Origin of the sequence: Streptomyces macrosporus (assembly GCF_039533145.1) — a bacterium.
GTDB lineage: Bacteria > Actinomycetota > Actinomycetes > Streptomycetales > Streptomycetaceae > Streptomyces > Streptomyces macrosporus.
The window spans coordinates 93114-107988 of the sequence record NZ_BAAASZ010000005.1 but is presented as its reverse complement, the minus strand read 5'-3'; the positions used below and the strand labels follow the sequence as shown (position 1 = coordinate 107988).

Here is a 14875-nt window from a genome sequence, read left to right as displayed (position 1 = left end):
ACTACGGGGCGGGAGGGGAGGGTTACGGCGTCGGCGGCACGGGGTCGGGCTCGGGTTCGGGGCCCGGAGCCGGCGGGACAGGGTCGGGGCCGGGTGTCGGCACCGGACCGGGAGCGGGGCCGGGTTCGGGACCGGGAGGTCCCGGAGTGGGTGTGGGGGTCGGCGGCACCGGGTCGGGACGGGTGGGATCGGGATGGCCGGGCGGTTGGGGAACGGTCATGGATACTCCTCGGTAGGGGGAAGGAACGTCCCGGCGGCGTCCGAACGCCGTGGGATCGCCGAGCCGGTCCGGGCTCGACGCCACGACTCGCGGATCGCGGAGCCGTGTCGAGGCGGTGGCCACACGTCGGTGACCGGCGCCCCTCCCTGTCGGCGTCGGGCGGGGCGATGCCGAAACGGTGCTCGGCCGTGGTCGCGTCCGCCTGTTCCTTCTATTCCTTTTGTTCCTTTTGTTCGTCCAGTGGGTCCATCGGCAACGTACCCGGTCCGGTCCGGCGCAGTGCCGCGGTGACCGATCGGTTGCGTGGCCCCGGCCGCGGGCCGCCATCACCGTGAGCGGACAGCACCACCCCGGAGCCGTGGTCCGCTCCGCTCGAAATGCCCGGCTGCTCGCCGGCACCGGCAGGATCGATCCGGTCGTGTCCGGCACGTACCCGACCGCCCAGTGGATCGCCCTCGACGCCGCCCGTCGTCGACACTGCGCGGCAGGGCGCCGCGTCACGCTCGGGGACTCCACGGAAAGGATGCGCTCGTCCAGGCGACAGAGATGCCGCACCGTGCACATCGACGCCGCGCGGGGTACCCCTCACGGCATGGCTGGTATCGATCTTCGAAGCTCCGCTTTCAGCGACAACGCCTTCATCCCGCGCCGCTACGCGAAGGAGGGGGACAACGTCTCTCCTCCGCTGAGCTGGTCCGGAGTGCCGGACGGCACGGCAGAGCTCCTCCTGCTGTGCGAGGACCCCGACGCGCCGATGGGGACCTTCCTCCACTGGCTGGTCACCGGCATCGATCCGACATCCGACGGCGTGGAGGCCGGGCAGACGCCCCGGGGCGGCACACCCCGGACCAACGGCTACGGGGAGCGGGGCTGGGGCGGGCCGCATCCCCCGACCGGCGACCCGGCTCACCGGTACTTCTTCCGCCTCTACGCGCTGTCCGAGCCGGTCTCCCTCGACGACGGCGCGAGCGCCGACGACGTGCACGCCGCGGTGGAAGCACGACAGCTCGCCAGCGGCACGATCTACGGTCTCTACCACCGCTGAGGGCGGTGCGCGGGGCACGGTGCGAGGCCATCACAGCCTCCGTACCACCGCCTCCCCCGGCGCGGCGCGAACCGCACGGCCGTGTACGGAGAACCGACGGCTCGAAAGCCGCGTCCGCGACCGAGACGGCAGACGGAAACGATCCGGATCGCGGGAGTCACCGCCTCGGCGACGATCCGGTCGGCGATCGCGGCGCCCTTCCCCCGGGGGCATCTCTGTGTCTCTCGTCAAGCGAGACGGGCGAGTCGAACCCGGGCGGACACCGCCAGTCGACGGAACCGTCGCGGGCGACCAGGGCCGCGGTGTGGAGGTCCCCGGCAGGGCGTGGCCGGACCCCGGCGGCTGCGCCGGTGGGCCTCCGGGTCGGCGTCCCTCACGTCGTCCGCTCCACCGAAACACCTTCCCTGATACCCCTAGGGGGTATACAATTCCGGTGAGTGGGCACCCGGCAGCGGGACCACAGCCGAACGAGAGGGATGGGGGACAGCCATGGACCACACCATCCGCCACGGTGGTACACACCACGGCCACACCGACCGGGCCGACGCCCTGCACGACCATGCCCCGCACCACGGCCACAGCGAACCCGCGGAACCGCACGGCGGGCGCGTGGAGACCCACGCGGAGCACGGGCCCGGTGGAGCGTCGGCCTCCTGGAGCACCGCGGTGAAGGCGACGCTGCACTGCCTGACCGGCTGCGCCATCGGCGAGATCCTGGGCATGGCCATCGGCACCGCCCTGCTGTGGGGCAACGTGCCCACCATGGCCCTGGCGATCGCGCTGGCGTTCCTCTTCGGCTACTCCTTCACCCTCGTCGCCGTCCTGAGGGCCGGGGTGGGCCTCAAGGCCGCGGTCAAGGTGGCGCTGGCCGCCGACACGCTCTCCATCGCGATCATGGAGCTGGTCGACAACGGCATCATCGCCCTCACTCCCGGCGCGATGGACGCGCACCTGACGGACGGGCTGTTCTGGTCCGCGCTGCTGGGCGGGTTCGCCGTCGCCTTCCTGGTCACCACCCCGGTGAACAAGTGGATGATCGGCCGCGGCAAGGGGCACGCCGTCGTCCACGCCTACCACTGACCCACCCACCCGGTGTGCCGTACCGCCCCCGGTCGGGGGTGGCACGGCACGCCGTGGCCCCACGCGAGACCACACCGGCACCGGCCTCGGCGCCGACGTCGTCCACCCCGTCCCCGGACACGCACGCTCGCCCGCGCGGAAGCCGCGCCCGGGCACCGAGCGGGAGTGCGCTCGACCGGCAGCCGTCCACCAGGGACCCGGCCGGGTTTCCACGGCAGGGCACGGAGGCGCTGTCGGGACTCCTGCCCGGAGAACGACCGCCCGGCCGCGCCGGGGGCGTGACCGGGGGTGTGCGCCACGGTCGGCTCGGCGCCGGCCACGGTGAGCAGGTGTTCTCCTCCTCCCTGCTGCAACCGGTGGCGCGGTGCCGACGGATCGGTTCCCGACGGCAGGCGCGTTCCGTGTCGGTCGTGTTCCCAACCGGCTTCCGGTACGTCGTGGGAGAAGCCGTACACGGCGAAGTCGGTGACCAGGACGTAGCCGAGGCGCCGGTACAGGGCGTTGCTGGTGGGGTTGGCCGGGTCCGTGAACAGGACGACGTCCGTCGCGCCCGCGGCCAGCGCGGCCCTGCTCACCTCGACCGTCACAGCGCCCGCGTAGCCGCGCCCCCGGAGGTGAGCCGGGGTGTAGACGGGGTCCACCCGGATCATGCCGCCGACCATCGACGTCGAGCCCGCCATGGAGACGGGAGTGCCGTCCGGGGTCTCCCAGAACGTGAAGTGCTTGTCGGCGAAACGCGTGTCGGCCCAGGAGCCGGCGTCCATGGCCTCCACGGAGACGCTCTCTCCGACGTCGACGCAGAACTCACGGCACCAGCGCACGACTTGCTCGTGGTCCTGCTCGCCCGCGACGCGGCCCCGGCCCTCTGGGAGGGGCTCCGGTGGGGTGAGTGCGCCAAGGCGGTAGAGATGGAGCCGCTTGTCGAGTACCGGCACCGCGCCCGTGTGCCGCTGCCACGCCTCGGCGAAAGAGGTGGCCGAGTCGTGGTCCCCGCTGACGCCGGGGACGGGATGGCCGAGGTCGACCAGACGAGCGGCGAGCACGTCGGCCTGCTCGCGGGTGACGGAGGTGAGGCTCAAGGGACCGGACGGGGTGCGCTGGTAAAAGGTGGCGTGGACCTCGCCCCCTCGCTCCAGTCGGCCGAATACAGGGGCTTCGGCGCCGTGCGCGGCCGCCCCGTCCGTTCGCAGCCTCTCGATCACCGTCAGCGGCATGGTGTGCAGGACGGGGCGTGAGCGCAGGAAGTCTCCGGCTCGGGCGAGAAAGTCGTGGACGTCTTCGGTGAGGTGCCAGTCATCCGGGCGCATGCCTCATGATCCCCGATGTGCTCGACGCCGGGGAGCACGTGCCCGGAAACGAGTCGTCGCCGCGCCTGGTCCACCGTCTGCCGGCCACGTGAGGCGACTGCTTCCGAACACGCAAGAGTCTTCCTCGTCCACTGGCCGGTCCGCGGGCTTTCGCGGGTCGGGCGCCGGGTCACCGTGGTGACGAGTGCCCGGTTCAGCCGGGCTTCGGAGAGTGCCGGGGCAGCCGCCCGTGGTAGTCGGTGTGGCACACCCCGCAGGCCTGGGTCTTCACCACCGCCTCTCCCGGCCCGGGATCCGGCGCCACGATCGTCTCCACCCGCACGGGCTCGTTCACTCCGAGCGAGACGACGCCGCGTACTTCCTGTGCCATGGAAATGCTCTCTTTCTCGGTCGGTGGGTGTTCAGGAGGCCGGGTGGACCCGCACGGGAAGCGATGCCCACGAGCGCAGGGTGTTGTTGAGGTGACGACGCGGTGCGCCGGCCGGCTCGATGCGCGCGATCCGGCGTGTCAGGGCGGTGAGCAGTGCCTCGGCCTCCAGCCGGGCGACGTGCTGGCCGACGCACTGGTGCAGGCCCATGCCGAAGCCGACGTGGCCGGAGGGGTCGCGGTCGAGGTCGAATCGGTCCGGCTCGCTCCAGCGAGCCGGATCGCGGTTCGCGGCGCCCAGGAACATGAGGATCTTGGTTCCTCGCGGGATGCGGACGCCCGCCACCGTCACGTCGGTCGTGGCGGTACGGAAGAAGGTCTGCACGGGCGACTGCCGGCGCACCGCCTCGTCGAAGGCGACGCGGGCCAGGTGCGGGCGTTCGCGCAGGCGCTGCCACTGCTCGGGATGGGTCGCGAACGCGTGCAGAACGGCGGCCAGGCCGTGCACGGTGGTGTCGACGCCGGCGGTGAGCAGGGAGCGCACCACCAACGGGGCCTGCTCGTGCGTGAGGTCGCCGCGGTCGGCCGCTTCCCAGATGCGCGCGCCGAAGCCGCCCGGCGCGAGTGCCTCGCGGACGCACTGGGCGTTCACCCACCCCGACAGCTCGGCCGCGCGCGGCGCGTCCGCCTTGACCAGGTCGTTGACCGGACCGAAGGCGTTGAAGGCCATGTTGCCGTACGGCAGGAGGTTCTCCCGGCCGTCCGGGCCCAGGCCCACGGCATCGGGGAAGACGCGCAGCGGGAAGGCGCGGGCCAGCTCGGTGAAGGCGTCGAACTCGACGCCCCTGGCGAGGACGTGGTCGACCATTTCCTCGGCCGTCCGGCGCCACTGCTCGCGCAGGCGACGCAGGGCGGGCGGGCCGAGCAGCTCGGACAGCACCCGGCGCGGCGCGTCGTGGCGGGGCGGGTCGGCCTCCAGCAGCAGGCTCGGCGGCCGCCACGGCTTCTCACGGCGGAAGTCGGCCAGCCCCACCCCGGCTCCGGACTCGAAGCGCTGCCAGTCGACCAGCGCCGCGCGCACCTCCTCGTAACGGGCGAGGGCGTACACGTCGTAGCGGGTCAGGTGGACGACGGGACCGGCCTCGCGCAGAGCGGCGTGCAGCGGCTCGGGGTTCTCCAGTGCGTCCGGGGCGAACGGGTCGGCGTCGCTGACCGGCGGCGCCATGCCTTTGGGTGTCTCGGTCACAGCGGCTCCTTGCGCGGTGGGGGTCGGCTTGCGCGGTGGGTGTCGGCGGGAGTTCACAGGTCGAGGACCAGGCGGTCGTCGACGGCGCGGGAGACGCAGGGGAGCATGCAGTCCCCGGCAGCCCGGTCGTGGTCGGCGAGGACCGCGTCGCGGTGGTCGACACGTCCGGCCAGGACCGGGACGAGGCAGGTCCCGCAGGTGCCCTGGCGGCAGGAGGACAGCACCTCCGCGCCCGCTTCGCGCAGCGCGTCCAGCACGGACACGCCGGGGGCGACGGTGACCGTCCGCCCCGAGCGGCGCAACTCCACCTCGAAGGGGTCCTTGCGCACCGGTGGGGCCGACGCGGCGGCGGTGAACCGCTCGGTCCGCAGGGCGTACACGGGCCAGGCCGCGCACTCCCGCTCGACGGCGGCCAGCAGCGGGGCCGGGCCGCAGCAGTACACCCTCACGTCCGGCCGCGGCGAGCCCAGCCAAGCGGCCAGGTCGATCAGCCCCATCTCGTCCTGCGGTATCAGGTGGACGCGCTCCCCGTACGCGGCCACGAGCTCCTCCCGGAAGGCCATCGAGGTCCGGCTGCGTCCGCCGTACGCCAACTGCCAGTCGGAACCCAACAGTTCGGCCTGGTGGATCATCGGCAGCAGCGGGGTGATGCCGATGCCGCCCGCCAGGAAGAGGTAGCGCTCGCCGGGCACCAGCGGGAAGTGGTTGCGCGGGCCGCCCACCCCCACCCGGCTCCCCACGGCCAGTTCGTCGTGGACGTGTGCCGAGCCTCCCCGGCCCGCCGGCTCGCGCAGCACCGCGATCCGGTACGTGTACGCGTCCCAGCGGTCCCCGCACAGCGAGTACTGGCGGGTCAGCCCGTTGGGCAGGATCAGGTCGATGTGCGCGCCGGGCGTCCAGTCCGCCAGCCGTGCCCCTTCGGGATGGGCCAGGGTCAACGCCACGACCCCCTCGGCGACTTCCCGCTTGTCCGCCACGGTGAGAGTGACGACGCTCCCTCCCGCCGCTCCGGCCGCGGCGGGCACCGGTGTGTCTGGTGCGACCACGTTGTCGCCTCCCGTCTGTCGGTTGCCGGAAGGATGCGGGCGCGTCCGGGGCGCGGGCGACGCGATTCTCACTGAGCGAGAGGGAGAGTTGCGCCGCCGTCGCCTCCCCGCGTCGTTCCGGCGCGCACCCGCTTGCCGACCGCCTCCGCTCCGAGGGCGCGGGAGACGCCGCGCGCGGCGGTTCGTACGACGGGAACGACGGCGCGGGCCGAGGCGTCGTTGGGCACGACCACGCCCAGGGCCGCGACGACCTCGCCCGTCCGGTCGCGCACGGGAGCCGCGATGCCGAGGGCGTCCTCGTGCACGAATCCGGGGCAGTGGGCGTAGCCGTCGCGGCGTACGGCGGCGAGTTGGGCGCGCAGGAGGGGCGAGGCGGCGGGAGTGTGGCGCGTGTACGCGCGCAGTGGACGGCCGTCCAGGAGGCGCTCGCGCAGCTCGGCGGGCGCGTGCGCGAGGAGGACGAGCCCGCTGGAGGAGGCGTGCAGCGGCAGGCGGCCCGCGATCCGGGTGTAGTTCACCACCGAGCCGGGCGCGGAGAGCCGCTCCACGAACAGCACCTCCTCGCCTTCGCGCACGGCGAGCTGGACATGGTGGCCGACCACGTCGTGGACGCCCTCCAGGAACGGCATCGCGCGCTCGCGCAGCGTGAGCGCGGGCGAGGCGCGCGACGCCAGTTCCCACAGCCGCACCCCGACCCGCACCAGGCGCCGCTCGTCGCGTACCAGCAGCCCGTGCGCGACGAGTTCGGCGACCAGGCGGGAGGCGGTGGCCACGTGCAGCCCGGATCGGCGCGCGATCTCGGAGACGGACAGTGCGGGCTCGTCCTGCGTGAACGCCTCCAGGATGCGCACCGCCCGCGCGAGGACCGACTCGCCGCCTCCCCGCGTGCTCACAGGTCGAGGACCAGACGCGGGCAGGCGGCGCGGGAGACGCAGATCATCATCGTGTCGTGCGCGGCCTGTTCCTCGGGGGTGAGCAGGGAGTCGCGATGGTCCACCGTCCCGGCCAGGACCGCCGTCTCGCAGGTGCCGCAGGTGCCCGCGCGGCACGAGGACAGCACCTGTACGCCTGCCTGCTCGACGGCGTCCAGCACGGAGGTGCCGGGCGGTACGGTCACGGTGCGGCCGCTGCGGGCGAGTTCCACCTCGAACCCTCCGTCCGTGCCGGCGCCTTGGACGTCCCTGGGCGTGAACCGCTCGGTGTGCAGGGCGCCGGGCGGCCAGGCGGCGCAGCGCTCCTCCACCGCGCGCAGCAGCCCTTCCGGGCCGCAGCAGTACACCAGGGTGTCCGGACGCGGGCTGCCGAGCAGGGCGTCGAGGTCCGGCGGGCCGTGCTCGTCCTGCGGTACCAGGCGTACGCGTCCGCCGTACGCGGTGCGCAGCTCGGCGTGGAAGGCCATGGAGGCGAGGTTGCGTCCGCCGTACACCAACTCCCACTGCGCGCCGCGGCGTTCGGCCGCGGCGAGCATGGGGATCAGCGGGGTGATGCCGATGCCGCCCGCCAGGAAGAGGTAGCGGGGCGAGGGCTGGAGCGCGAAGGCGTTGCGCGGGCCGCGTACCCGTACCGGGTCGCCGGGTGCGAGACGGTCGTGGACGTGTGCGGAGCCTCCCCGGCCGTCCGGCTCGCGCAGGACGGCGACCTGCCAGCGGGTGCGGTCGGCGGGGTCGGAGCACAGCGAGTACTGGCGGGTGAGCTCCGGGGTGAGCCGGAGGTCGACGTGGGCGCCGGGCTGCCAGGCCGGCAGCTCGCCGCCGTCGGGGAGGGCGAGGGTCAGGCGTACGACGCCCTGGGCGACGCTCTCCTTGGCGGTGAGGACCAGGTCGAGGTCGGTCTCGGTACCGCCCGTCCGGGTACGTGCGGGGATCACGGTGGTCACGGTGCCTTCTCTCGTCGGGTCGGGGCCGGCTCGGGGGCCCCGGCGGGAACGGGCGCGGCGTCGGCGGGCGGGCGGTGGCCTTCGGGGTGGGCGAGCAGCCAGTCCCACAGCTCCACCGGGTCCTCGAACTCGCGCTCGGCGCCGCAGTGACAGACGGCGAGCAGGCGGTCGGTGCCGAGGAGCCAGTGGATGCGGTGGACCTCACCGCCGGTGAGGGCCGGGGGATGCAGGGGGCTCATCGGGCCGCCGCCCCCACCTGCTCGACGCCTTCGGCGGCCAGGCGGGCGAGGATCCGGCGGGCGGCCAGACCCCCGGTGTCGATGTTGATGGACAGCTCCTGGTAGCCCGCCTTCTCGGTGTCCAGGGCCTTCTGCAGCACGTTGAGCGCCACCACGTCCTGCAGGACCACGGTGCGGTTGTTCTCCCACAGGAAGTCGCTGACCTGCTGGTCCTCCAGGGCGAAGTCCCGGGCCACCGCCCAGAAGTCGTACGTGGTCCTCTCCGTGGACGGGGTGATGCCGTAGACGACCTCCACGTGGAAGGCGTGCGGGTCGGTTCCGTCGGCGTTCGGACCGGGCGCGCCGACCGGGGCGATGCGGGAGTGCAGCAGGTACAGGCCCGGCGCGTGGTACTCGATGTCCTGCCAGCGGGTGATGCGGCCCTCGATGCCGGTGGACTCGGCGTAGAACGGCGGGCACTCGGCGTCGTCCATGTGGCGGCTGACGTAGACGATCCCGGCCTTGTCGTCGACCTCGGTGGTGATGGGGGTCTCGGCGACCTCCGGGGTGCCGATGTAGCCGCCGTGCAGGTACGTCTCGTGGGAGAGGTCCATCAGGTTGTCGACCAGCAGACCGTAGTCGCCGTCGATGGGCTCCATGCCGCGGACGACGGTGTGGTCCGGGGAGTCCAGCCAGGGGGCGCGCGGCGGCAGGGTGTCGCCCGGCTCGCGGTCGCCGATCCACACCCACACGAAGGCGTCCTGCTCGATCACCGGGTAGGTCTTCAGCCGGGCCGTGCGGGGAATGCGCTGCTGGCCGGGCACGGACACGCAACCGCCGTCGGTGCCGTAGGTGAAGCCGTGGTAGCCGCACACCACGCGGTCGCCGTCCAGGCGGCTCGGCTTCTCCGAGAGCGGGAAGCGGCGGTGCACGCAGCGGTCGGACATGGCCACGGCCCGGCCGTCCTCGGTGCGGTACAGCAGGATCGGCTCGCCCAGGACGGTACGGCCGAGCAGTTCGCGCCCGACCTCGTGGGCGTGGGCGGCCACATACCACTGGTTGCGAACGAAAGCGGTCATGGTGCTTCTCCTTGAGAACACGGGTGGGGTCAGCGGGCGTCGCCGACCGCGGCGGCGGCGATGGAAGGACGGGGCTCGGCCGCGTGGGCCGGACGCATCGCCAGGACGAGGACGCCGGTCGCCACGAAGATCGCGCCGACGACGAGGTAGAGGCTCTGCGGGCTCCAGCCGGCGTCCAGCATGGCCCCCGCGGCGGTGGGCGCGACGATCGATCCGATGCGGCCGACGGCGAGCGCGCAGCCGATGCCGGTGGCGCGCACGGACGCGTCGTAGACGACGGGATTGAGGGCGTAGAGACCGGCCACGCAGCCGTTGACGAACACGCCGATCAGCGCGCCGAGCGCCAGGGCGGCCCACAGGACGGACGTGGAGACGATGAAGCCGGAGAGCAGGACCGCCGTGACGACCAGGTAGCCGGCCAGTACGTGGCGGAGCCGGAAGCGGGCGGCGAGTGCGCCGAGCGCGGCGGCGCCGAAGATGCCTCCGAGATTGAGCAGGGTGCCGCCGGTCAGGCTCTGGGTGCTGGACAGTCCCGCCTCCGCCAGCAGGGTCGGTGTCCAACTGGTGATGACGTAGAAACCGGACATGGCCAGGAAGAACGCGGACCACAGCAGCACCGTGGAGCGGCGCAGCGCACCATCGAGCAGCCGGCGGAAGCCGGCGGTGAGCGAGGCGGAGGATCGATCGGTGGTCTCGGGCAGTTCGGACAGCGCCGGTTGCCCCATGCGGCGGGCCAACGCGTTGACCCGCTCCAGCGCGCCCTTGGGCCTGCGAGTCAGCAGGAAGTCCAGCGACTCGGGCAGGGTGGCCCAGGCCAGAGGCACGGCCAGGGCGGTGGCGAGGCCGCCCGCCAGGAACACCGACCGCCAGCCGAACCGGTCGACCAGGCCGACGGCGAGCAGCCCGCCAAGGGTGGCGCCGATGGCGTAGCCGGTGGAGTTGAGGCTGACGGCCAGCCCGCGCCAGCGGTGGGAGGCGTACTCGCCGGAGAGGACGTTGCTGCACGCGAGGACGCCGCCGATGCCGACGCCGGTGAGCACGCGCAGCGTGCCGAGCTGGACGGCGGACTGGCTGGCGGAGGACAGCAACATGCCGGCGGCGGCGAGAACCAGGCAGCCCAGCACGATCGGTCGGCGACCCACACGGTCGGCCCACGGGGCGACGGCGATCGCGCCGAGCGCCATGCCGACCAGCCCGGCGCTGAGCAGCAGGCCGAGCTGGGCGGAGGTCAGCTCCCACTCGGCCGAGACGGCCTTGCCGGTGAAGGACATCACCAGCACGTCGAAACCGTCGAGGACGTTGAGCAGGATGCAGACCACGACCACGCGCCACTGGAAGCGGCTCATCGTTCCCTCGTCGAGGGCATCGCGCAGCGGGCGGTTCACAACACGGCTCCGGCACGTGGGCGGATGGGGGAAAAGGCCATGGCAGCACTCCGTTGTCGACTGCTCGGTCACGGCCAACCCCCCTTGCCCGCACGGCGCGGTGCGGCTCCATCGGCTCGAGCCGGGCCGGGGCAAGGGCGGTCGGTGCGAACATCCTGGATGTGGACGTCCGGCCCGACCAGGCGCTTTTCCGGATGCCGGGAAAGATTTCGCGCGGGTCGCCCCCGGTCAGCGGGCGGGCTCGGTCAGCGGGCGGGCTCGGCGAGCGCCCGCGAGATCGCCCGGGCGCTCGTGCACACCAGCGATGCCAGCGCGTGCGCGGAACGGATCCCGTGCCGCACCACCAGCGACACCGCGGCGACCACCTCCCCGCCCGGTCCGTACACCGGCGCGGCCACCGACAGGGCGTCCATCGTGACCTGCCGATCGCTGACGACGTAGCCGTCGCGGCGTACGTCGCCCAGCATCCGGCGCAGGGTGCGCGGGTCGGTCACGGTCCGCTCCGTGAACCGGCGGAACGGTCCGGCCAGCACTTTCTCCTGCACCTCGCTCGGCGCATGGGCGAGCAGGACCAGGCCCACCCCGGTGGCCGTCAGCGCGAACCGCCCGCCCACCCGGGTCAGCACCGGCACCGCGCCGGTACCCGCGATCCGCTCCACGAACACCAGCTCACACCCCTCCCGCACGGCCAACTGCACGTTCTCCCGCGTGACCTGCGAGAGGTCCTCCAGGTACGGCAGGGCGCGCTCACGCAGCCCCTGCCCGCGCGGCGCGAGCGCGCCGACCTCCCACAGGCGCAGGCCGACCCGGTAGCGACCGTCCGCCCCGCGCTCCAGCGCTCCCCACTCGATCAGATCGCCGAGCATCCGGTGCACGGTGGACGTGGGCAGGCCCGAGCGCCGCGCCAGTTCGCTGAGCGTCATCGCCGGGTGTTCGGCGCAGAACGCGCCGAGAATCCTGAACGCCCTGCCGAGCACCGGGCCGGGGCCGCCCCCCGCCCGTGCTCCGCTCTTCTGGGCTGCCGGGGAGGCCTGTGCTCGCACCGTCACACACCTTTCTGCCTTCCGTTCCGCGCAACTCGCCTCGGCGGCTCGCGGATTGACCGAGAGTGTGCGACACCGCGGGCCGCTCGTCGAGAGGAACGACCGGATCGGCGGCCGGCCCGGGGCCCGACGTCCGGAATCCGAGGGCGGACGTCTCGGGGCCGGGCCTGCTCCCGGTCCGGCTCGGACACCTCGGTGGCTCCCGTCCCCGGGCCGCTTCCCGGTGCTCACGCCGGGTCGTCCGTCCGAGGCGTCGGGGCGATTCCCCGTCCGGCAGAGGTGGTGGCGGCAGGGCTCGGCAGGCGGAGCCCTGCCACCCGCGACGACGGTGTGCAGGGCGTGGCCGGCGCGCCCGGGCCGATGCTCGATGTACGGATACCGGTGTTCCGCCGGCTCCCCCACGGCCTCCGTGCCGTTCGGGACGAACGTCGGCGGAGGGAGCCGGGCAGCCGCTCGTACCAGGCCGGCGCCGCCGCGTGGTCGTTCACGGGGATGCCCGCGAACAGGTCGACGGCCATGACGCCATGGCAGGTTCGGCGGCCCTGCGAATCGGCCCGACTCACCGCGCCACCGGCAACGAGTCACACGATCGTGTCACGAGCTCCGAGTCGCCGGTCGACGTCGCAGGATGCGCGTTCGTTCACCGGCGCCGCCCGAACTCACGGCGACAGGAGTTCTCGGGCGGCTCTCGTCCGATGGGACGAAACCACCGGCGGGCTATTTCACGCTACAAGGACCCTCTTTCCACAGTCCTCGTCTTCCGTCCCCTCGCAGACGTAAACCCAGCCACTGGCGAGGGGAGAGAAAAAGATGTCGGTGGGGAACAGGTGGTTCAATTCCTTCACCCCGGGGCCGCACTGAGCGACAACCCTCTCCGTGCTCCACCCGAAGTCGACCATCCAATCGAACCAGACCGAGTAGCACTCGCTTCCGGTATTCGTCAACCGCCCTTCGCCGACGAAGGCCGTCCGGGTCTCCGTGGTCGTTCCCGACACGGTGGCCTCGCCATGGTGTGCCGTCCACTCGGTGGCGGCTTCCGCTTGAGCGCTCGGTTCTCTCTCCAGGGCCATCGCCGGCTGGGCGACAAGGGCGAACAGGAAGGCGGACACCAGGACCGGGATGCGGCCCGGAATTACATGCGAACGCAACGAAACGTCCTTTCCGTGTTCCTTCGCTTCGGTTCAGCCGCACACGACTCCGAAAAGAAGAGTCCTGCTGAATTCGTGTTCACGATCGCATGGCCACGGAAGGATCACCACAAGATATTCGGACAGGTTGCACACCATCGCCCGGCCGAGAACGGCGGCGGGACGGGCAACAGGATTCGCGTGTTCTCGTGTGAGGAAATGCGGTGATCGTGCGGGATATCCGGGATACCCCGCGGGGTGGTGACGCGATGAAAAGCGGTCCTCGATGTCGAGGTGCCCGACAACCCGATCGGCCCGCGCCGCCGGCCGGACCGACACGACCGCGGCGACCGACTGCCACCGGGCACCCCGACAACGCGACCGGCCTCGTCCGGCCCACGAGACCGCGACCACGGCCGTCCGTGCGCGCCTCCGGCCGGCGGGGAAACGGCGGAGGCCGCCGCGTCACGAGGGCTGGTCGTACCGGTAGAAGCCGTGCCCCGTCTTGCGGCCGAGCCGCCCCTCCTGGACCATCCGGGCCAGCAGCGGGGGCACTTCGGCGATCAGGTCGGTGCCGTTCTCCCGCATGCCGTGCGCCACAGCGCTGATGGTGTCGATCCCGATCATGTCGAGAAGGGCGAGCGGACCCATCGGATATCCGCAGCCCAGCGTCATGCCGCGGTCGATGTCCTCGGCGTCGGCCACGCCCTGGTCGTACATGCGGACCGCCGCCATCAGATAGGGCACGAGCAGCGCGTTGACCACGAACCCGCAGCGGTCCCGGGTGCGGATGACCTCCTTGCCCAGCGCGTCCGCGACGAACGCCTCGGCTGCCGCGGCGCTCCGTGCGCTCGTGCGATCCGTCAGGACCAGCTCGACCAAGGGCATCGCCGGCACGGGGTTGAAGAAGTGCAGTCCGACGACGGACTCGGGCCGGCCGGTCGTCTCGGCGAGGTCGTTCACCAGCAGGCTGGAGGTGGTGGAGGCCAGCACGGCCGCCGGATCCGTCAGTTGGTCGTCGAGCGCCTTGAACACCCCGCGTTTGCCGTCCAGTTCCTCGGTCACCGCTTCCACGACGAGCTGCCGGTCGGCGAGTTCGGCGATGTCCGCTGTGATCCGCAGCCGGCCGGCGGTCTCCTCGCGTTCTCGCGGGGTCATACGGCCTTTGGCGACGGCCCGGTCGAACGCGGCGGCAAGGCGCCGCGCCGCGGCCTCGACGCGGTCCGGTGCGGAGACCAGAACCCGTACGTCGAGGCCGGCGCGCAGGCTCACCTCGGCGATCCCGGCGCCCATCGTCCCGCAGCCCACCACACCCACCCTGTGCACGGGTCCGGTCATCGTGTTCTCCCTTCGGTGGCGGTCCACCTCATCAGGGCGGCACCGGCCGCCATGCCGGCGCCGAAGCCGGCGAGCAGCACCAGATCGCCCTCGCGCAGCGCGCCGGAGCGGTTGGCGGCGTCGAGGGCGACGGGCACGGACGCGGAGCCGATGTTGCCGCTGTGCCGCAGCGGCAGGTGGGTGTGCGCCCGGTGCAGGCCGCCGGCCTCGGCGAGTTCCGCCACCAGCCGCCCGTTGGCCTGGTGGGGTACGAAGTGGTCCACATCGGTGGGTTCGTAGCCGTACCGCTTCAGCAGCCTGGTGAGGAGCCCGGGCACGTTGCCCAGGACGAAGTCCCGCACCGCCCGGCCCTGCATCCGCAGCAGGTGGCCGCCGTCCGCGACCGTCCCGGCCGACGCCGGACACCGGCTGCCGCCCGCGGGCATGCTGATCAGCTCGTGGTCGGCGCCGTGACTGACCAGTTCCACGTCGAGCAGGCCCCGCCCGGCGGCGCCGTCG

The 14875-nt window shown here is 72.7% G+C and carries 13 protein-coding genes and 2 pseudogenes; 2 read left to right on the top strand and 13 right to left on the bottom strand.

The annotated features are described in order from the left end of the window. Positions 1-812: 812 nt before the first annotated feature. Entirely contained in the window at positions 813-1265 is a 453-nt protein-coding gene (locus ABD335_RS02665) for a YbhB/YbcL family Raf kinase inhibitor-like protein (RefSeq protein ID WP_344320386.1), read from the top strand. Positions 1266-1754: 489 nt separating this feature from the next. After that, positions 1755-2345 (top strand): DUF4396 domain-containing protein, encoded by a 591-nt coding sequence (locus ABD335_RS02660; RefSeq protein WP_344320385.1) that lies wholly within the window; start codon positions 1755-1757, stop codon positions 2343-2345. A 440-nt stretch (positions 2346-2785) separates the two neighbouring features. Here the strand turns inward: ABD335_RS02660 and ABD335_RS02655 are convergent. The 13 genes and pseudogenes from ABD335_RS02655 to ABD335_RS02595 form a co-directional block, all read right to left on the bottom strand. After that, positions 2786-3652: pseudogene (locus tag ABD335_RS02655) on the bottom strand (GNAT family N-acetyltransferase); the annotation flags it as partial. 229 nt (positions 3653-3881) lie between these two features. Then, a pseudogene (locus ABD335_RS02650) lies at positions 3882-4022 on the bottom strand (S-(hydroxymethyl)mycothiol dehydrogenase); the annotation flags it as partial. A 31-nt stretch (positions 4023-4053) separates the two neighbouring features. After that, entirely contained in the window at positions 4054-5265 is a 1212-nt protein-coding gene (locus ABD335_RS02645; RefSeq protein ID WP_344320384.1) for a cytochrome P450, read from the bottom strand. Between the two features lie 53 nt (positions 5266-5318). Further along, a complete protein-coding gene (locus ABD335_RS02640) occupies positions 5319-6311 on the bottom strand; it encodes a PDR/VanB family oxidoreductase (RefSeq protein WP_344320383.1) in 993 nt (330 codons plus the stop codon). Between the two features lie 68 nt (positions 6312-6379). Beyond that, positions 6380-7204: an IclR family transcriptional regulator gene (locus tag ABD335_RS02635; protein WP_344320382.1), complete on the bottom strand. Its 825-nt coding sequence runs from the start codon at positions 7202-7204 to the stop codon at positions 6380-6382. Beyond that, the gene (locus ABD335_RS02630; protein ID WP_344320381.1) at positions 7201-8187 is read right to left on the bottom strand and encodes a PDR/VanB family oxidoreductase; all 987 of its coding nucleotides are present in this window, start codon (positions 8185-8187) and stop codon (positions 7201-7203) included. Before ABD335_RS02630 ends, ABD335_RS02635 begins: the two co-directional genes overlap by 4 nt. Continuing rightward, positions 8184-8426 carry a hypothetical protein gene (locus tag ABD335_RS02625; RefSeq protein ID WP_344320380.1) on the bottom strand — a complete coding sequence of 81 codons (243 nt, stop codon included), beginning with the start codon at positions 8424-8426 and terminating at the stop codon, positions 8184-8186. Before ABD335_RS02625 ends, ABD335_RS02630 begins: the two co-directional genes overlap by 4 nt. Next, positions 8423-9484 (bottom strand): Rieske 2Fe-2S domain-containing protein, encoded by a 1062-nt coding sequence (locus ABD335_RS02620; RefSeq protein ID WP_344320379.1) that lies wholly within the window; start codon positions 9482-9484, stop codon positions 8423-8425. The genes ABD335_RS02625 and ABD335_RS02620 overlap by 4 nt, the downstream gene beginning before the upstream one ends. Before the next feature lie 29 nt (positions 9485-9513). Further along, positions 9514-10869: an MFS transporter gene (locus tag ABD335_RS02615; RefSeq protein WP_344320378.1), complete on the bottom strand. Its 1356-nt coding sequence runs from the start codon at positions 10867-10869 to the stop codon at positions 9514-9516. 245 nt (positions 10870-11114) lie between these two features. Beyond that, on the bottom strand, positions 11115-11912 hold the full coding sequence (locus ABD335_RS02610) for an IclR family transcriptional regulator (RefSeq protein ID WP_344320377.1): 798 nt from the start codon (positions 11910-11912) through the stop codon (positions 11115-11117). Between the two features lie 722 nt (positions 11913-12634). After that, the gene (locus tag ABD335_RS02605) at positions 12635-13021 is read right to left on the bottom strand and encodes a hypothetical protein (protein WP_344320376.1); all 387 of its coding nucleotides are present in this window, start codon (positions 13019-13021) and stop codon (positions 12635-12637) included. Positions 13022-13504: 483 nt separating this feature from the next. Next, complete coding sequence (locus ABD335_RS02600) at positions 13505-14377, bottom strand: 3-hydroxybutyryl-CoA dehydrogenase (protein ID WP_344320375.1); 873 nt, start codon at positions 14375-14377, stop codon at positions 13505-13507. Continuing rightward, a partial coding sequence (locus ABD335_RS02595; RefSeq protein WP_344320374.1) for a 3-oxoacyl-ACP synthase III family protein occupies positions 14374-14875 on the bottom strand: 502 nt, incomplete at its 5' end. The genes ABD335_RS02600 and ABD335_RS02595, both read right to left, overlap by 4 nt.